This is a genomic window from Bradyrhizobium sp. KZN70725 (assembly GCF_055264925.1).
Genome location: NZ_JBUYWT010000054.1, coordinates 25147 through 43562 on the forward strand (window position 1 = coordinate 25147; position 18416 = coordinate 43562).

General features: G+C 64.6%; 17 protein-coding genes. 2 read left to right on the forward strand and 15 right to left on the reverse strand.

The window, feature by feature from the left end:
• Window positions 1–24 precede the first annotated feature (24 nt).
• Both ACZBJS_RS33865 and ACZBJS_RS33870 read right to left on the reverse strand, forming a co-directional pair.
• On the reverse strand, window positions 25–1698 hold the full coding sequence (locus ACZBJS_RS33865; protein ID WP_253589068.1) for a mucoidy inhibitor MuiA family protein: 1674 nt from the start codon (window positions 1696–1698) through the stop codon (window positions 25–27).
• Between the two features lie 181 nt (window positions 1699–1879).
• Window positions 1880–3313: an MFS transporter gene (locus ACZBJS_RS33870; RefSeq protein WP_316398963.1), complete on the reverse strand. Its 1434-nt coding sequence runs from the start codon at window positions 3311–3313 to the stop codon at window positions 1880–1882.
• Window positions 3314–3394: 81 nt separating this feature from the next.
• Here ACZBJS_RS33870 and ACZBJS_RS33875 point away from each other — a divergent pair, with 81 nt between their 5' ends.
• Complete coding sequence (locus tag ACZBJS_RS33875; protein WP_316398962.1) at window positions 3395–3853, forward strand: MarR family winged helix-turn-helix transcriptional regulator; 459 nt, start codon at window positions 3395–3397, stop codon at window positions 3851–3853.
• Between the two features lie 73 nt (window positions 3854–3926).
• Here ACZBJS_RS33875 and ACZBJS_RS33880 read toward each other — a convergent pair whose 3' ends face one another.
• The 11 genes from ACZBJS_RS33880 to ACZBJS_RS33930 form a co-directional block, all read right to left on the reverse strand.
• The gene (locus ACZBJS_RS33880) at window positions 3927–5099 is read right to left on the reverse strand and encodes a thiolase family protein (protein WP_057017940.1); all 1173 of its coding nucleotides are present in this window, start codon (window positions 5097–5099) and stop codon (window positions 3927–3929) included.
• 260 nt (window positions 5100–5359) lie between these two features.
• A complete protein-coding gene (gene serA / locus ACZBJS_RS33885; RefSeq protein WP_316399013.1) occupies window positions 5360–6949 on the reverse strand; it encodes a phosphoglycerate dehydrogenase in 1590 nt (529 codons plus the stop codon).
• Between the two features lie 229 nt (window positions 6950–7178).
• Entirely contained in the window at window positions 7179–8351 is a 1173-nt protein-coding gene (locus ACZBJS_RS33890) for a phosphoserine transaminase (protein ID WP_057017938.1), read from the reverse strand.
• 78 nt (window positions 8352–8429) lie between these two features.
• Window positions 8430–8642, reverse strand: a complete 213-nt coding sequence (locus ACZBJS_RS33895) for a hypothetical protein (RefSeq protein WP_050382779.1) — start codon at window positions 8640–8642, stop codon at window positions 8430–8432.
• A 167-nt stretch (window positions 8643–8809) separates the two neighbouring features.
• Window positions 8810–9280, reverse strand: a complete 471-nt coding sequence (locus tag ACZBJS_RS33900; protein ID WP_229190708.1) for a GNAT family N-acetyltransferase — start codon at window positions 9278–9280, stop codon at window positions 8810–8812.
• Between the two features lie 18 nt (window positions 9281–9298).
• Window positions 9299–9889 carry a glutathione S-transferase family protein gene (locus tag ACZBJS_RS33905; RefSeq protein ID WP_057017935.1) on the reverse strand — a complete coding sequence of 197 codons (591 nt, stop codon included), beginning with the start codon at window positions 9887–9889 and terminating at the stop codon, window positions 9299–9301.
• An 82-nt stretch (window positions 9890–9971) separates the two neighbouring features.
• Window positions 9972–10856, reverse strand: a complete 885-nt coding sequence (locus ACZBJS_RS33910; protein WP_233475630.1) for an outer membrane protein — start codon at window positions 10854–10856, stop codon at window positions 9972–9974.
• 201 nt (window positions 10857–11057) lie between these two features.
• Complete coding sequence (locus ACZBJS_RS33915) at window positions 11058–11903, reverse strand: outer membrane protein (RefSeq protein WP_316399014.1); 846 nt, start codon at window positions 11901–11903, stop codon at window positions 11058–11060.
• A gap of 301 nt (window positions 11904–12204) precedes the next feature.
• Window positions 12205–13455, reverse strand: a complete 1251-nt coding sequence (locus tag ACZBJS_RS33920; protein WP_057017932.1) for an MFS transporter — start codon at window positions 13453–13455, stop codon at window positions 12205–12207.
• A gap of 305 nt (window positions 13456–13760) precedes the next feature.
• On the reverse strand, window positions 13761–15107 hold the full coding sequence (gene glmM / locus ACZBJS_RS33925) for a phosphoglucosamine mutase (RefSeq protein WP_016846677.1): 1347 nt from the start codon (window positions 15105–15107) through the stop codon (window positions 13761–13763).
• 216 nt (window positions 15108–15323) lie between these two features.
• Window positions 15324–15503 carry a hypothetical protein gene (locus tag ACZBJS_RS33930; RefSeq protein ID WP_057015946.1) on the reverse strand — a complete coding sequence of 60 codons (180 nt, stop codon included), beginning with the start codon at window positions 15501–15503 and terminating at the stop codon, window positions 15324–15326.
• A 141-nt stretch (window positions 15504–15644) separates the two neighbouring features.
• Between ACZBJS_RS33930 and ACZBJS_RS33935 the strand changes: the two genes are divergently transcribed.
• Window positions 15645–16781, forward strand: a complete 1137-nt coding sequence (locus ACZBJS_RS33935; RefSeq protein ID WP_016846679.1) for an alpha-hydroxy acid oxidase — start codon at window positions 15645–15647, stop codon at window positions 16779–16781.
• A 176-nt stretch (window positions 16782–16957) separates the two neighbouring features.
• On the opposite strand, the gene ACZBJS_RS33940 is transcribed toward ACZBJS_RS33935, so the two are convergent.
• Window positions 16958–17566 carry a single stranded DNA-binding domain-containing protein gene (locus ACZBJS_RS33940; RefSeq protein ID WP_316399015.1) on the reverse strand — a complete coding sequence of 203 codons (609 nt, stop codon included), beginning with the start codon at window positions 17564–17566 and terminating at the stop codon, window positions 16958–16960.
• A 266-nt stretch (window positions 17567–17832) separates the two neighbouring features.
• Window positions 17833–18411, reverse strand: a complete 579-nt coding sequence (locus ACZBJS_RS33945; RefSeq protein ID WP_316399020.1) for a hypothetical protein — start codon at window positions 18409–18411, stop codon at window positions 17833–17835.
• Between the last annotated feature and the right edge of the window lie 5 nt (window positions 18412–18416).

Sequence of the window (18416 nt, forward strand, 5' to 3'; positions counted from 1 at the left end):
AACGCTAGAGCCCCGGCACGGGCTCTAGCCCGCCGGCACCATCACGACGCCCTTGTCCTTGGGCCAGCGCATCCGCCAGGCGAAATTGATGTCCCTGATATCACCGGCCTTGGCCTCGAACGCCCATTCCAGCACGCCGCGCTTGTCGCGCAGATTGGTGGTCGTGGCAGGCGTCGACGACGGCAGCATCTCCACCACGATATCGTCGTTCTCGCTGACCGGGAGCTGATCCTGGACCGCGACCTTGATCGGGAAGTCGTGGCCGTTGCGCACCGTGGTCTTGAAGGCGCGCTCGTCGGTCTTCGACGTGGTCACGATCAGGCCGGCGGAGCCCTCGTTGCGCTTCACCACCGTGCGTTCGATCTTGACCTTGTCGTCGGCGCCGAAGCCGAGCCGCACGGTCTCGTCCTTGGCGGCGGTGGCCATCCGGCTGCGGCCGACAAAGATACCGTCGCGGTAGATCGAGATTTGCCCCGGCAGCAACGGCGCATCGTCGGCCTGCACGAAGCTCGCTTCCAGGAACGCGGTCGGGTCGATCACCGGAACGGCGCGAACCGCGAGATCGGGGGTGATGGTCGCCGTCGAGATGCGCAGGCTCTTCGCGCCCTCATTGGCGGCAACGCTGACGCGGCCGGGAATCTTGAAGGTGGCCTGGAAGGCGCCGACCTCGGCGGTGGCTTCCAGTTCGTCCATGCGTCCCCCACCAAAGCGGAATTGCTGAACCGCGTCGGCGGCCGGCGCGGGTGCCAGCGCCTCGCGCGACCGCATGCTGGCCTCTCCCGAAAGCTTCGCCAGCGGTCGCGGCGGCTGCGGATATTGCACGATCAGCGAGCGGAGGTCGGGCGCATTGCCGCCGCGCGCGACCCGCACGGTGGAGACGACGAGCGCCACGTTCGACCAGTCCTCGCCGGTCGACTGGGTGATCTCGGCGCGGCGCACCAGTTCGATCGCGGGCTTGCGGTCTTTGGCGCCGGTGTCGAGCCGCGCGTCATAGAGCGGCGTCCAGCGCGCGTTGGGAACCGCATAGGTGACCCGCAAGGTCGCCTTGGTCGCCGCCTGCGAGGCGACATCGATCCGCACCTCGACCTTGCTCGGCGGCTTGCTGGTGCGATCGGCTGCGAGCTGCGCAAGATCGCGGTCGATCACGCGGATCTTGCGCTCGGCGTCACGGATCGCGCTGTCGGCGGTTGCGACCTCGTCGGCCACCGCCGAGAACGCCGCGCGCCACTCGCTGAGCGGACGCGCCTCGCCCTTTTCGCCGAGGCCCGCGGGTGACGCCTCGGCAAACCGCTCAGCAAATTTGCGCCGCGCCTCGGCCGCGCTGATCAGTCCCTGCAAATCGGCGCGCTGATCGTTCAGCGCCTCGATGCGCTTGTCGATCTCGGAGAGATTTTGCGGCAGCAGCGGCCCCGGCAGCTTGGTGTCGATCGCGCCTATCGTGAGCTTCGCTCCGCCCTCGCCTTCGACCCGCAGCGAGGACGGATCGAGCCCGATCGGGAAATCCCTGGCGATGAGGGTGTTGTCGCCGGCAGGCAGATCCAGCGTGATGACGCGGGTGACGCTCGCGCCATCGGGATAGACGGTCACGGCATCGACCTGCGAGGCCGCATCGAGATTGGCCGCTTGCAGCGGCCCGGCAACCAGCGCACCCGCCAGCACCAGGCTGGTGGTCACAAGATAATTCGCAATCCTACACATGACATCCCTCCGGAAAAAAACGCCGCATCGCGCGCGAGACGAACGGCGCGCCGGGCTCGACTGCGCGCCGTTTCTCGTGGTGAGACGCAGCGAGGAAGGGACTGGTTCGATTGAGGTTTCCCTGCGGCGCGACGAGGGCGCCGCCGCGGCTGCCGCATGGCGCGGCGATGTCTTTCGGGCGTTAGCGATCTGCCTTGCGCCGGATGAACAGATAATTCGGCACGAAGCCGGCCAAGGTGATCGCGATCATGATCCACCAGCCGCGCTGAAACGCTGCGATCCGCTCGGTCATCGAGACCGGCGTTGCAAGGATCGCCACAAAGATCGCGACGCCGATCGCCAGTGCCGCCTGCCGGATCATGTTGATGACGCCGGAGCCGGTGGCAAACGACGACGGCGGCAGCGCGCCGGCGCCGACGCCCATCAGGGTCGGAAAGGTCAGCCCGACGCCGATACCGATCAGCATCACGCCCGCGACGACGGCAGGCGCATTGGGGTCGGCCCCGAGCAGCGTCGCCCAGATCGCGAGGCCGGCCGCGAACAGCAGGATTCCGGCGGAGACGACGGCCGCGGCGCCAAACCGCGCAATCAGCCGGCCGGCAAACAGCAGCGAGGTGATCGGCACCATCAGCGGGCCGGGAGCGATCGCAAGGCCGGTCTTCAACGCCGACCAGCCCCATACCGTCTGCTCCCACAAGGCGCAGGACAGCAGCATGGCGCCGAAGGCCGCCGAATAAGGCGCCATCACCAACGACGCGCCGGTGAACGGCCTGACTGCGAACAGCGCAGGATCGACGAAGGGATTCCTCGATCTGAGGCAATGCCGTGCGAAGGCGGCGAGCGAGACGGTCGCGACGGCAAAGCCAAGCACGACGCCGCGCGAACTCCATCCCCAATCGTTCGCCTTCACGATCGCAAATGTCAGCGCACCGATACCGGAGGTCACCAGCAGCGCAGCCCATGAACTCGGACGCGGCACGTCGTGACCGGGCACTTCGGGCAATTTCAGCCAGCCGACGATCAGTGCGACGACGCCGATCGGGACATTGACGATGAAGATCCAGCGCCAGTCGAAGGTGACCAGCACGCCTCCCGCGAGCGGGCCCAGTGCGGCGGCAAGGCCGCCGATCGCCGTCCAGGTGCGCACCGCCCCGGCGCGTTGCTCGGGCGGAAACGACGCCAGCAGCAGGCCGATCGAGGTTGGCGTCATCAATGCCGCACCGGCCGCTTGCGCCACGCGGGAGACGACCAGGAACTCGACACTGGAGGCCAGCGCACATGCCGCCGACGCGGCCGTGAACAGCGCGACGCCGAGCAGGAAGCTGAGATTGCGGCTGTGGCGTTCGGCGAGCCGGCCGAAGAACACCAGCAACGCCGCGTAGGCAATGGCGTAGGCATTGAGGATCCAGGACAAATCCTCAAGCGAGGCGCCGCGAAATTCCTGCGCGATGTTCGGCAGCCCGACATTGACGATGAACAGATCGAGATTGGCGAGGCAAATTCCGACCGACACGATCGCAAGCACCTGGCGCGGGGTTGCGGTGGCGACGCAGGACCGCGGCCGCGCATCAGGTTCGACGACCAGATCGATGGTCTCCGCCTCTACCTCCGACATCACACCCTCCGAAATACGTGCATATGCATCTATTGCCATTAGGTGCATATGCATGTATCTGTCAAGTCCTCGGAGGCAGCGATGGCGAAAACGGAACCCAGCCGGTGTAATCTCACGGCGTTGCGCAAGGCGACGCGGCGGGTGTCGCAGCTCTACGATCAGGTCCTTGCGACATCCGGCCTGCGCGGCACGCAACGGGCGATTCTGGTCTATGTCAGGCGGTCGGGCGCGCCGACGATGGGCGAGCTTGCCGCAGTCCTGGTGCTCGACCGCACCGCGCTGAACCACAACCTCAAGCCGCTCGAGCGCGACGGTCTGTTGACCATCACCGTCGACAAGAGCGACCGGCGCAGCCGGCTGGTGCGGCTCACCAAGCGCGGCGAAGCCAGGCTCGAGGAATCCCAGGCCGCATGGCTCAAGGCGCAGGAGCGCTTCGAGACCGCCTTCGGCGCAAGGCAGGCCGCCGATCTCCGGCAGACGCTCGAACTGATTGCCTCGCTCGAGTTTGACGAGCGCGCGCTTACCTCACCGGCGAGCTAGCCGGCTCCAAATGAAAAGCGGCCCGGCGTTGCCGCCGGGCCGCTCGTTCGCACACGATCAGTGTCGATCGCGCTTAGCTGTAGATCTCGAACAGGCCGGCGCCGCCCTGGCCGCCGCCGATGCACATGGTCACGACGCCCCACTTGGCCTTGCGGCGACGGCCCTCCTGCAGCAGGTGGCCGGTGAGCCGGGCGCCGGTCATGCCGAAGGGATGGCCGATCGCGATCGAACCGCCATTGACGTTATACTTCTCGGGATCGATGCCGAGCTGGTCGCGCGAATAGAGGCACTGGCTGGCGAACGCCTCGTTGAGCTCCCAGAGATCGATGTCGTCCACCTTCAGGCCGTGGCGCTTGAGCAGCTTCGGCACCGCAAACACCGGACCGATGCCCATCTCGTCGGGCTCGCAGCCGGCCGAGGCCCAGGCCACGAAGCGGCCGAGCGGATTGAGGCCGCGCTTCTCGGCGTCCTTGGCCTCCATCAGCACCACGGCGGCGGCGCCATCGGAGAGCTGGCTGGCATTGCCGGCGGTGATGAACTTGCCCGGGCCCTTGACCGGCTCGAGCTTGGCCAGGCCTTCCAGCGTGGTCTCGGGGCGGTTGCACTCGTCGCGATCGACCACGTAGTCGACGATCGACTCGGCCTTGGTCGCCTTGTCGACCACCTTCATCTTCGTCTTCATTGGGACGATTTCGTCCTTGAACTTGTTGGCCTGCTGCGCGGCGGCCATGCGGCGCTGCGACTCCAGCGAATACTCGTCCTGGTATTCGCGGCTGAGCTTGTAGCGCTCGGCCACGATGTCGGCGGTATCGATCATCGCCATGAAGATGTCGGGCGCGGTCTTGAGCAGCTCGGGATCGATCGATTCCTTCGGCGAGCCGCCGCCGGGAATCGAGATGCTCTCGACGCCGCCGGCGACGATGCAATCGGAGCCGTCGGAACGGATCGAGTTGGCGGCCATCGCGATGGTCTGCAGGCCCGACGAGCAGAAGCGGTTCACGGAGACGCCCGCGGTCGACTTCGGCAGGCCGGCGAGCAGCGCCGCCTGGCGGCCGATGTTCGGCGCGCCATGCGCGCAATTGCCGAGATAGCAATCCTCGACATATTCCTTGTCGACGCCGGCGCGGTCGACCGCGTGCTTGATGGCGTGCGCGGCGAGCGACATCGGCGGGGTGATGTTGAATCCGCCACGGCCGGACTTTGCCAGGCCGGTGCGCGCGTAGGAAACGATTACGGCTTCACGCATTGTTTTCTCCCTCTGAGATGACGGTCATTGTGGCGCGTCGTGGCCCGTTCGTACACATTTTTCGGCGGGCGCAACAGCAATACCGGACGCCCCGGAACGACAAACGCCGCCTCCGGGACCGGAGACGGCGTCATGTTCCGCAGATCGGAATATGGACTGCTTGAGCGGTATCTTCCTTCCGTCATGCCAGGCGTTCCGGGCGATGACGAGGACCGCTCAAATAGCGTTTGAAACGCCAGCGCCTTTAAAACGTCAGCGGCTCAGAACGTCAGTGCCTTGGCCTGCTTCACCTGCGGCAGTGTCTGTACCTTGGCGAGCAGCTCCGCCGGCACCGCGCCGTCGACCTCGACCAGCGCAATGGCATCGCCGCCTTGCTTGACGCGGCCGAGATGGAAGGTCGCGATATTGATTTTCGCATCACCCAAGAGGCTCGCGAACGCGCCGATGAAGCCCGGCTTGTCCTCGTTGGTCACGTAGATCATCGACTTGCCGAACTCGGCGTCGACGCGGATGCCCTTGATGTCGACGAGACGCGGCTTGCCGTCGGCGTAGACGGTGCCGGACACCGAACGCTCCTGACGCTCGGTGGTGACTGTGACCGTGATCAGGCTTTCATAGTCGCTCTGCGCGGCGCGGACGACCTCGTCCACCACCATGCCGCGCTCCTTGGCGACGACCGGCGCCGAGACCACGTTGACCTCGCCCAGCATCGGCCGCAGCAGGCCCGACAGCACCGCCGAGGTGATCGCCTTGATCTTCATCTCGGCGACGTGGCCCTCATAGGTGATCTCAGTCTTGAGGATGCCGCTCTCGGTGAGCTGGCCGGCGAACGAGCCGAGCTTCTCGGCAAGCTCGATGAACGGCTTCAGCTTCGGCGCCTCTTCCGCGGTGATCGAGGGGAAGTTGACCGCGTTGGAAATCGCGCCCGACAACAGATAGTCCGACATCTGCTCGGCGACCTGCAACGCGACGTTTTCCTGCGCCTCGGTGGTGGAGGCGCCGAGATGCGGGGTGCAGATCACGTTGGGATGGCCGAACAGCACGTTCGAGATTGCTGGCTCCTCGACGAACACGTCGAAGGCGGCGCCCGCGACATGCTTGGAGTTCAGCGCGTCGACCAGCGCCTGCTCGTCGACCAGGCCGCCGCGCGCGCAGTTGATGATGCGCACGCCCTTCTTCATCTTGGCGATCGCGGCCGCATCGATCACGTTGCGGGTCTTCTCGGTCAGCGGCGTATGCAGCGTAATGAAGTCGGCGCGCTTCAAGAGATCGTCGAGCTCGACCTTCTCGACGCCGATGTCCTTGGCGCGCTCCGGCGACAGGAACGGATCGAACGCGATCACCTTCATGCGCAGGCCGAGCGCGCGGTCGGCGACGATCGTGCCGATATTGCCGCAGCCGATCACGCCGAGGGTCTTGGCGGTGATTTCGACGCCCATGAAGCGGTTCTTCTCCCACTTGCCGGCCTGGGTCGAGGCGTCGGCCTGCGGAATCTCGCGCGCCAGCGCCAGCATCAGCGTGATCGCGTGCTCGGCGGTCGTGATCGAATTGCCGAACGGCGTATTCATCACGATGATGCCCTTGGCGGTCGCGGCCGGGATCTCGACATTGTCGACGCCGATGCCGGCGCGGCCGATCACCTTGAGCCTCGTCGCCTTCTCGATGAGCTTGGCGGTCGCCTTGGTGGCCGAGCGGATCGCGAGGCCGTCGTAATTGCCGATGATCTCGGCGAGCTTTTCCTTGTCCTTGCCGAGGTTGGGCTGGAAGTCGACCTCGACGCCGCGATCCTTGAAGATCTGGACGGCGGCGGGAGACAGCGCGTCGGAAATCAGAACTTTGGGTTTTGTCATCTCGATTGTTCCTTTGCCCTGCCGCGGGCGGGTCTCCTGGACCGATCTGGTGAAGTCTCTGATCACTTCTCCCTCTCCCCGCTCTTGCGGGGGAGGGTTGGGGTGAGGGCAGCCACGAGCGAGGAACAAGCCGAAAGGGCCCCTCACCCGGATCGCTCAGGCGCGCAATTACGCTGCCGAGCAATCCGACCTCTCCCCGCAAGAACGGGGAGAGGTGACAAGAGAAAACTTATGCCGCCTTGGGCAACGCTGCCTTGGTCTCGGCGAATGCCCAGTCGATCCACTGCGTCAGCAGCTCGACGTCCTTTGCCTCGACGGTGGCGCCGCACCAGATCCGCAGGCCGGCCGGCGCGTCGCGGTAATACGCGAAGTCGAAGCCGGCGTTCTCCTTCTCCACCAGCGCGACCAGCTTCTTGCAGAAGTCGGCCTGTGCGTCTGATGGAAGCGAGGTGATCGCGGGATCGGTGAACTTGAGGCACACCGAGGTGTTGGAGCGGATCGCGGGATCCTTGGCCAGGAAGTCGATCCAGGGCGTCTTCGCCTTCCAGTCGGCGAGCGCCTTGGTGTTGGCATCGGCGCGGGCAATCAGCGCCTTCAGGCCGCCGATCGACTTCGCCCAGTTCAACGCATCGAGATAGTCCTCGACGCAGAGCATCGACGGCGTGTTGATGGTCTCGCCTTCAAAGATGCCCTGGTTGAGCTTGCCGCCCTTGGTGAGGCGGAAGATCTTCGGCAGCGGCCAGGCCGGCTTGTAGGTCTCGAGCCGTTCCACCGCGCGCGGCGACAGGATCAGCATCCCGTGCGCGGCTTCACCGCCGAGCGCCTTCTGCCAGGAGAAGGTGACGACATCGAGCTTGGCGAAATCGAGCGGCTGCGCGAAGGCGGCCGAGGTCGCGTCGCAAATCGTCAGGCCTTCGCGATCCGCGCTGATCCAGTCAGCGTTCGGCACGCGCACACCCGAGGTGGTGCCGTTCCAGGTGAAGACGATATCCGACTTCGGATCGACCTTGGAGAGATCGGGGATTTCACCATAAGCCGCGTTGAGCTTGGTGACGTCCTTCAGCTTCAATTCCTTGACGATATCGCTGACCCAGCCCTCGCCGAAGGATTCCCAGGCGAGCGTGGTGACGGGCCGCGCGCCGAGCAGCGACCACAGCGCCATCTCGACCGCGCCGGTGTCCGACGCCGGCACGATGCCGATCTTGTAATCGGCGGGCACCTCAAGCACCTCGCGCGTCAGTTCGATCGCGAGCTTGAGCTTGGCCTTGCCGACTTTCGCGCGATGCGAGCGGCCGAGGGCAGCGTCCTTGAGATTGTTGGGGTTCCAGCCGGGGCGCTTGGCACAGGGGCCGGAGGAAAAATGCGGCACTTCAGGCCGCGAAGCGGGCTTCGCTGCAGTCATAATCTACCCTTCCAGATAGCTGCCTCTCGGTGGGGAGAGGTTTCCCGCGGTCGGGGATAGTGGAAAGGTACCCAAACGTCAAGAAAGTTCGGACTCGTCTGGAACAATCCGGGCATCACGGCTGATTGATGGAGCGTCCTCGACCTGCTGGATCGTCTCCTGATCGAGCAAATCTGCCGCCAGAGTCATGATCTTAACTGCCCTGCGCCGGCTCGATACTTTCAGAATGCGCTTCTCGCCGGCCTGCACGATGTATTCGTTGCCGACCCGCACGATCGAATAATCCGACATTCCAATCCCCAGTTGCCCGCCGCCCCGTGGAGACGTCCGACATACCGGACTCGTTCCGACCCGTAAAATCACGGAGACCGGCTTAGTTTATTGGCTGTTAACCGGATCGCAGACTATCCGCTGCTGCAGGTATTGCCCGGTAGATGGCACAACTTCTTGCACGCGTTTCAAAAGCGAATCGTCATCCCGACATGGCTGCGCGCGAACCCGAGCCGTTCATAGAAGCGCTGCGCATCGACCCGCGTCTGATGCGTCAGCAGCTCGACGAGCATGCAGCCTCGCGCGCGCGCCTCCATGACTGCCCACTGCACGAGCTTCTCGCCGATGCCGCGGCTGCGGCAACGCTTTGCAACGCGAACGTCTTCGAGCAGGCCGCGCGAGCCGCCTTGCGAGCTGATGCCCGGCAGAACCGCGAGTTGCAGACAGCCGACGACGACGCCGTCCCCGTCGACGGCGACGACGAGCTGCAAATTGGGATCGCGCTCGACCCGCGCGAAGGCCTCGTAATAGCTTTGCGGCAGCGGATCCTCGATCCGCTCGCGCGCACTGCCGAGCGGATCGTCCGCAAGCATGCCGACGATGGCGGCGACGTCTTCGCGGCGAGCGCGGCGGATCGTGATGGATGAAGCTTCAGTCATGGCGGCATTCACCTGAGGTCAGCGGACCGGCGGCAGCGCGAGCACGCGCTCGGCATCGGCGATCCAGCGACGGATCACGGGATAGCGCGCGAGTTCGAGGCCGCCATCCTCCGCGACACGGGTATAGGCGAGCAGCGAGACGTCGGCGAGCGAGAACGCGTCTCCGACCAAAAATTGCGTGCCCGCAAGATGCCGCTCCAGATGATCGAGCGCGACATAGCCGCGCTTGATGAGATTCGGATCGATCTCCGAGATGGCCTTGCCGAGATACACGGCCTGAAAGCGGCAGACGGCCACATAAGGCTCGTGGCTGTTCTGCTCCCAGAACATCCAGGCATCCATCTGCGCCGCGCGATAGGGATCGCTCGGGATCAGGTCGCTGCCGCGCGCGAGATAGCGGATGATGGCGTTGGATTGTGCCAGCGTGCGGCCGTCATCCAGCTCCATCGTCGGCACTTGGCCCCAGCCGTTTCGCTTGAGGAATTCCGCGGTCCGGCTGCCGCCCTTCATGGTGTCGATCTCGACCCATGTGTACGGCAGCGCCAGCCTGTCGCACACCCATTTCACCTTCAGGCAGTTGCCTGAATTGGCGTCGCCGTAGATTTTCATGTGATCGCGCTCCGCACCGTGTGGCGACAGAGCAGCAGTCGCTCCCCGGTCTGTCAACCGTCGCCGGCTACGGCAGCGGCGATCAGAACTTGTAGCCGGCGCCGACCCGGAAGCTGTTCATGTCGACGGCGATATTCTTGACCGCCGCGAAGCGCACATATTCCCACTCGCCGCGGAGAAACAACCCGCCGACCACGCAATATTCAAGCCCGAGGCCCGCGGTCCAGCCGACCGCATAGTTGTTCACCCGCTGCTCCGTCTGGGCGGCGCTGCCTGAGCCCAGGTAGTCGTTATGCTGAATTGTAACGGTGTTGTTGCCGACCGTCCGGGTCTCGGCCCAGGCATCGTACTTGTCAAACGACACCGTCGCCGAACGCGACACGGACATGCGTCCCACCGCAACACCGCCGAACATGTATGGCAGGAAGTTGCCTGCCGCCCATCCGGCGCGTCCACGGAAGGTCGTGACGTCCTTGACCTGCAAGGCGGCGCTCCCCGACAACGTGGTGTTGTAGGTGTAGGTGTGCCCGCTCGGAGGAGTCTCGCCCTTGGGATTCACGATCTGCCGCGTCATCGAGTCGCCCGCCGAACTTTCGAGGCCGTTCAGGTAATTGTAGTTGGCCTCGACGCCGAGCACGACGTCGTCCCATTGCCAGTTGCGGCCGACGAACGCGCCGAACCCGTTGCTCTGCGCATGGTTCTTCGGCAGCAGGGCCCAACCCGAAACCGGGTCGGCCAGAACGCTCTCGCGCAGCATGAAGGAGGTCATCGCGCTTGGCGCGTGGCTGAAATCGATGTCGCCGGAGGAATAGCCGATCTGGCCGCCGACGTACCATCCTTCCCAGTTCCCGCTCCTGCTCGGTGCATCGACATAGGAGCCGCGCAGGATCGGAAAGTCCGGCAGGTCGGCAGCCTGCGCGCCGGTCACCGTTCCAATCATCATCGCCGCCAGCACCAACCTACGCATTGCAACGCTCCATCCACCGCACCGATTTCGCGTTGATCATCGCCTGTTAACCTTAACCAATCGTTGTCGTCGCCCGTTTTCGAGCATGCAAGTTGCAGAAGTGCGCGACATGACGCGGCAAGTTCGCGACATGACGCGGCAAAGAAAAACGGCGCGGGATGGTCCCGCGCCGTTGCAATCGTTAACCGTGAAGGCCCGAAATTAACCCTTGCGGATCAGCGGCGGCGGAGGCGGCGGCACGTCGCAGCACGGCAAGTTGAAGCGCACGCCGAGCTTCACGTCCTGCGAGATGATGTCGCGGTACTGGAAGCTCGAGGGACCGGCCGGCGTGCCGTCGAAGAAGTGACCTTGGCCGTGGGCGGCAGTGCCCATGTCGAGGTAGCGATAGGCCAGTTCAACCGTGAAGTTGTTGGTGACCTTGTAGGCGACACCGGCATGCAGCGCCCAGGCGAAGTTGGTCTTGGTGGCGCCATCGGCGATGAAGGAGCTGGTGAGGCCCGACCCGCTCGGGAACGTCGCGACGTCGGAGAAGGCCGAGGTCTTGATCGTCGCGGCACCGACACCGGCACCGATGAACGGGGTCAAACAGCCCCAGGTGCCGAGATCAGCGTAGACGTTGACGAGGCCAACCCAGCTCTGGATGCCGCCATGATAGGCGTCGCTCAGCGGGCTGGGCCCGGGGAACGTGAAGAAATCGGTGCCGTTGAAGCTCACCTTCGAGCGATACTCACCGGTGATGTCGGCGCGGAACCAGCTGTTGAACTGATAGCCGACGCCGATGCCGTAGAGCACGCCGCCGTCGAAGCCGTGGCCATACTGGTTGAAGGCGGTGCCGGCCGGCAGTGTGTCGTAGGCGTTGACGTGCAGCTTGGCCTGGGTGTTGGTCATGCCGATGTCGCCGCGCAGATACCAGCCGCCGAAATCCTGGACCGGCGGAGGAGCATACGCCATCGGAGGTGGCGGCATGATGGGCATGTCGGCGGCGAACGCCGCCGAGGACAACAGAGATGCCGCACCGGCGGCAATCAGGGTCTTTACGCTACGCATTGGCTTCGTCCTTTTGGGCCAAGTGAGGCGACACGAAAGCCCCACGTCTGAAACTCACGGCCCGGACGATGGCAGGAAATGTTTAAGCGGCACTTAACCCTAATTTTTAAGGTTGATTTTCTCTCACCTTTCTCTGCGGCTGTCGCTTATGGGTCCATAAATGACGCAGGTTGGCGACGAAACATCGCGATCCCGCCAAAAGTGCTAATGAAGCGTTGACGCATCCGCGCCGTTCGCAAGGCACGCGAGCCGGGTGTGTTAGCGAATGCTTAACGCGGGCGTCGCGTCCGCGGCCGAGCGTTCAGCGCACGGCCCGCGGCATCCTCGGCAGGAACACCGCGAGCAGGCCGATCGCCGGCAGGAAGGCGCACAGCTGATAGACGAAGGCGATCGAGGTGTGGTCGGCGAGCTTGCCGAGCACGGCGGCGCCGAGCCCGCCGATCCCGAAGGCGACGCCGAAGAACACGCCAGAGATCATGCCGAAGCGATGCGGCATCAATTCCTGCGCGAACACGATGATCGCCGACGTCGCCGACGAGATGATCAAACCGATCACCACCGTCAGCACGGCGCTGGCGAACAGGCCGGCATAGGGCAGCGCCAGCGTGAACGGCAGCGCGCCGAGGATCGAGAACCAGATCACGTATTTGCGGCCGAAGCGGTCGCCGAGCGGACCGCCGATGAACGCACCCGCGGCGTTGGCGGCAAGGAAGACGAACAGATAGAGCTGCGCCGCCTGCGTCGAGACACCGAACCGGTCGATCAGATAGAAGATGTAATAGCTCGACAGGCTCGAGACATAGAGCTGCTTGGAGAACAGCAGCGCGACCAGCACGATGAGCGCGATCTTCACGCGCCGCTGATCCGGATGGTCGGGATGCCGCGCGCTGGCGGCCGTCTTCTTGCCCGATATCTGCGGTTTGTACCAGACGCCGATGCGCCAGAGGATCACGATGGCAAGGAACGCGATCGAGGAGAACCAGGCGATCGAGGGCTGACCGAACGGCACCACGATCAGTGCTGCGAGCACCGGCCCCATCGAGGTGCCGAAACTGCCGCCGAGCTGGAACACCGATTGCGCGAAACCGTAACGTCCGCCTGACGCCAGCCGCGCGATGCGCGACGATTCCGGGTGGAACACCGCGGAGCCAAGGCCGACCAGCGAAGCCGCAATCAGGATGACCCCATAGGTATGCGCAACGCTGAGCAGCAACAGACCGAAAAAGGTGAAGCCCATGCCGATCGCAAGCGAGAACGGCTGCGCCTTCTTGTCGGTGAAATGCCCGACCAGCGGCTGCAGCAGCGACGCCGTGAACTGGAACGCCAGCGTGATCATGCCGATCTGCGCGAAGTCGAGCGCGTAATTGTCCTTCAGGATCGGATAGACCGAAGCGATCAGCGACTGCATCGTGTCGTTGAGGAAGTGCGAGAAGCTGATGCCGGCAAGCACGACATAGGCCGGCCCCGCAGCGGCGGCAACCTTCGCGGCCGTCAGCTCCGGCACCGCCACCGGCTCGCCCAGCGCCTGTTTGCTCACGACGGGTTTGTTCAATGCAGCATTCCCGGACAGATTCGCAAAAATACCTCCGTGTCGTACGACGCGGAGGTGAGGTAAACCAGTTGCGTTAGCCGATGGCAGCGATGCGCTGTGTGGCCAGCCGGCGGCCAAACTCTATCCCCGTCACCCTGAGGAGCGCCAACGGGTCCGCGCAAAGCGCGGCCCGATGACAGGCTCCGCGCGTCTCGAAGGGTCCACGGCCCGGCGCTCGCCACATTGCGACAATGGGCCGTGCATCCTTCGAGACGCGCGCAAGGGCGCGCTCCTCAGGATCACGAGCTGACGAGGCCGGACGGGGCTTAAGCCGCGGCGGCGTGGCCGAGTGCGCTGACGATGTTGTCGACGACCTCTTCCACCAGGATACGATCGTCGCCCTCGCCCATCACGCGGATCACCGGCTCGGTGCCGGAGGGGCGGATCAACAGACGGCCATGGCCGTTGAGGCGCTTCTCGCCGTCGGTGATCGCGGACTTGACCTCGGCGTCGTCGAGCGGCTTGCCGCTGCGATAGCGCACGTTCTTCAGGATTTGCGGCAACGGGTCGAAACGCCGGCAGATCTCCGACACCGGGCGGCGCAGCTTCTGCACCACGGCCAGCACCTGCAGTGCCGCGACGAAACCGTCGCCGGTCGTCGAATAGTCCGACATGATGATATGGCCCGACGGCTCGCCGCCGAGATTGTAGCCGCCGCTCAGCATCTGCTCGAGCACATAGCGGTCGCCGACCGGCGTGCGGACCATCTGCAGCCCGAGGCCCTGCAGGAAGCGCTCCAGCCCGAGATTGGACATCACGGTCGTGACGATGCCGGGCTTGGCGAGGCGCCCCTCCTCCTTCCAGCTCTGCGCTATCACCGCGAGCAGCTGGTCGCCGTCGACGATGTGGCCGCGCTCGTCGACCAGGATGACGCGATCGGCATCGCCGTCGAGCGCGATGCCGATGTCGGCGCGCATCTCGCGCACCTTCCGCGACAGCGCTTCCGGCGAGGTGGAGCCGCATTCCTTGTTGATGTTGAAGCCGTCGGGTTCGACCCCGATCGGCACCACGTCGGCGCCGAGCTCCCACAGCGCTTCCGGCACCACCTTGTAGGCGGCGCCATTGGCGCAATCGACCACGACGCGCAGGCCGTCGAGCGAGAGATCGCGCGGCAGCGTGCGCTTGGCGAATTCGATGTAGCGGTCATGGACGCCGTCGATGCGGCGGGCGCGGCCGAGGCTCGCGCTCTGCGCCAGGCGGCGGTCGAGCGATTCGTCGAGCAGCTGCTCGATCTGCTTCTCGACATCGTCCGACAGCTTGAAGCCCTGCGGGCCGAACAGCTTGATGCCGTTGTCTTCGAACAGATTATGCGACGCCGAGATCATGACGCCGAGATCGGCGCGCATCGACTTGGTGAGCATCGCGATCGCCGGGGTCGGCATCGGGCCGACCAGCAGCACGTCCATACCGACCGAGGTGAAGCCCGCGACCATGGCGTATTCGATCATGTAGCCGGACAGCCGCGTGTCCTTGCCGATCACGACGCGATGGCGATGATCGCCACGCTGAAACACCAACCCTGCGGCCTGCCCCACCTTGAGCGCGAGCTCCGGCGTGATCAGCCCATTGGCGCGGCCCCGAATTCCATCGGTCCCGAAATATTTGCGGCTCATGTAACCCCCAAGACGGACCTCTCGAACCACCCGGCGAGAGAGTCCTGAACGCCCACCAGTCTAGCGTGCATCGGCCTTATAGACTGCCAGGCGCTAAAAGGACTTCAAAAAATATGATGAATCATTACCGGGGCTAAACCCCGTGCCTCTACATTAAGGCACTGAAAGATATAACATTATTACTCTTTCGGCAACCTGGGGAACGAACGTCGTCCCCTACCCTTTGCCGTTGCGCTTGACGTGCTGGTCACCCTTGGTAGGGGCCGGCTGGGTGACATTGACGGGGTCGGAACCGGGAAACGTCTCCTCCAGCCCCTCCTCCAGGGCCTCGTCGAGCCGGCGCTTCTCGGCGTTCTCGTCTGCTTTTGCTTTCGGTTTGGAGCCTGATTGGGTCATCGCGCTCTCCCATCCGTCTTCGATTTGGCAGGTCCCCCATCCATGCTAGATGACGGCAAGATCGAACACCCGCAAGACTTGCTGCCTAAACAAGGCTCGCGACATCGAACTTGCGACACAGAAGAAGGGCCGGGACCGTCCATGAAGCACATTACCTGCATCGAAGATCTGCGCCAGCTGCACAAGCGCCGGGTGCCGAAGGCGTTTTTCGATTATGCGGACCGCGGCTCCTACACCGAGGACACGCTGCGCGCGAATTCGGAAGATCTGCAGCAGATCAAGTTCCGCCAGCGCATCCTGGTCGATGTGTCCAAGCGCACCCTGGCGACCACGATCCTCGGCGAGCCGGCCGCGATGCCGCTGATCCTGGCGCCGGTCGGCCTGCTCGGCATGCAGCATGGCGACGGCGAGATCTATGCCTGCCGCGCCGCGCAGGCGGCCGGCATTCCCTTCACCCAGAGCACGATGTCGATCTGCTCGATCGAGGACATCGCCGCCGCCGTCGACAAGCCGTTCTGGTTCCAGCTCTACGTCATGAAGGACCGCGGCTTCATCAAGTCGCTGATCGAGCGCGCGATCGCGGCGAAATGCTCGGCGCTGGTGTTGACCGTCGACCTGCAGGTGATCGGCCAGCGCCACCAGGACATCAAGAACGGCATGACGGTGCCGCCGGAATGGTCACTGTCGAAGCTGATCGACTTCGCGACCAAGCCCGCCTGGGTATCAGGCGTGCTGCAAGGCAAGCGCCGCACCTTCGGCAACATTGCCGGCCACGTCAAAGGCACCGAGGATCTGACGAAACTGTCGGAATGGACCGCCTCGCAGTTCGACACCTCGCTGAACTGGAAGGACATCGACTGGATCCGCAGCATTTGGCCGGGCAAGCTGATCCTTAAAGGCATCCTCGACGTCGAGGACGCCGAGCTTGCCGCCAAGACCGGCGCCCAGGCGATCGTGGTCTCCAACCATGGCGGCCGCCAGCTCGACGGCGCGCCGTCCTCGATCGAGGTGCTGCCGGAGATCGTCGATGAGGTCGGCTCGAAGCTCGAGATCATGTTCGACGGCGGTATCCGCACCGGCATGGACGTCATGCGGGCGCTCGCGCTCGGCGCGAAGTCCTGCATGATCGGCCGCGCCTATGCCTATGGCCTCGGCGCCGGCGGCCAGGAAGGCGTCGCCAAGGCGATCGATATTCTGGGCAAGGAGCTCACCACCACGATGGGACTGTGCGGCGTCAACACCATCGCCGAGATCGACGATCACGTGCTGGCGGTTTAGCGCGGAGCGGCAGCCTCTCTCAACACGTCGTCCCGGGCAAGCGAAGCGCGACCCGGGACCCATAACCACCGATGGCCGTCGTTTCGCAACGCCGCGGCGACAGCGCGCTTCAACAACTCAACCCTGTGGTTATGGGTCCCTGCTTTCGCAGGGACGACAGCGGAGCCTGTTCGGCATCACATCGGCGGCGCAATCCCGTCGCGGCCGACATTGACGCGGTTGGCTTCCAGCGTGCCGTCGTCCTTCTTCACCGCGCCGAAGATGATGATCTTGGCGCCCGGCTTCAGCTCCGACTTGTCGCCGGCGACGAAGGTGACGACCGGGGTGCCCGGCGGCACCACGACTTTCTTCTCGCCGTCCTTGTACTTCACCGTGATGTTCTGACCGTCGGTGCCCTTCACGGTCTCGGCGACGGTGGCGTTGGTCATGGTCGAATTGGCGCGCAGGTCCCAAGGGCGGAAGCCTTCGGCGGCGCCGCGCTGGTTCTCCGGGAAGATGTGAACCGCGATCGCCTTCTGCGTTCCGTCGGGCTCGGGCATCGCGGTGACGCCGATATAGGAACCGGGCTTGATCTCCGACAGATCGGTCTTGGCGACGCCGAACACCGCGACGTTGTCGGTGGTCCGCACCTTCATGTCGGCGCCGTCGCGCGACTTGATCGACAGCATGGCGCCGTCGACGGCCTCGATGGTGCCGCGGATGCGCACCGCCGGCGGCTGCTGCGCGGATGCAGCCGAAGCAAAGGCAACAAGAAGCAATGCGGCGAACAGCGTCGATTTCGGCATGGTGTCCCTCATGGGTTGGGCTGGCGAATCAGGGAACACCGGGGAGTTGGTGGTATTCCGTGCAAGCCACAACTCCTCGCGGAAGCGACGGCTCACACGACAACTACGCGCCGGACGAGGGAACTGTTACTGCGATAACGGACAGGTGATGCGCTCGCGTGTTCTGATGTAGCCCGTTCAGATCGTCATTCCGGGATGGTCCGAAGGACCAGACCCGGAATCTCGATATCCCGACGCTTCGCATCGCCCCGGGATGACATTGTGCGTCACATCGGCGGCGTAAGGCCGTCGCGGCCGACGCTGACGCGGTCGGTCTCAAGCGAGCCGTCCGGCAGTTTCTTCATGAAAGCGATGACCTTGGCGCCGGCCTTCAGGTCCGCCTTGTCGCCGGGAACATAGGTCACGACCGGTGTATCGGGTGCGACCTCCACCTTCTTCTCGCCGTCCTTGTATTTGACCAGCAATGTGTGGCCGTCATTGCTGACGACGGATTGCGCGACGGTCGCATTGGTCATGCTGCTGTTCGGCTTCAGATCGTAGGGCCGCGAGCCTTCGCCGGTACCGCGCATGCTCTCCGGGAAGACATGCACCTCGACCGCCTTCGGTGTGCCGTCGGGTCCGGGCACGGTGGTCGTGCCGATGAAGGAACCAACCTTGATGTCGGATAGCGCGATCTTGGTGAGACCGAGCACCACCATGTTGCCTGCCATGTGCAGCTTGACGTCCTCGCCGCTGCGCGACTTCACCGCGAGCGTATCGCCGTCGACGCTCTCGACGGTTCCACGCACCCGTGTCGGCGTCGGCGGCTGCTGCGCGAGCGCGTAGAGCGTGGACACCGTCACCATCGCGA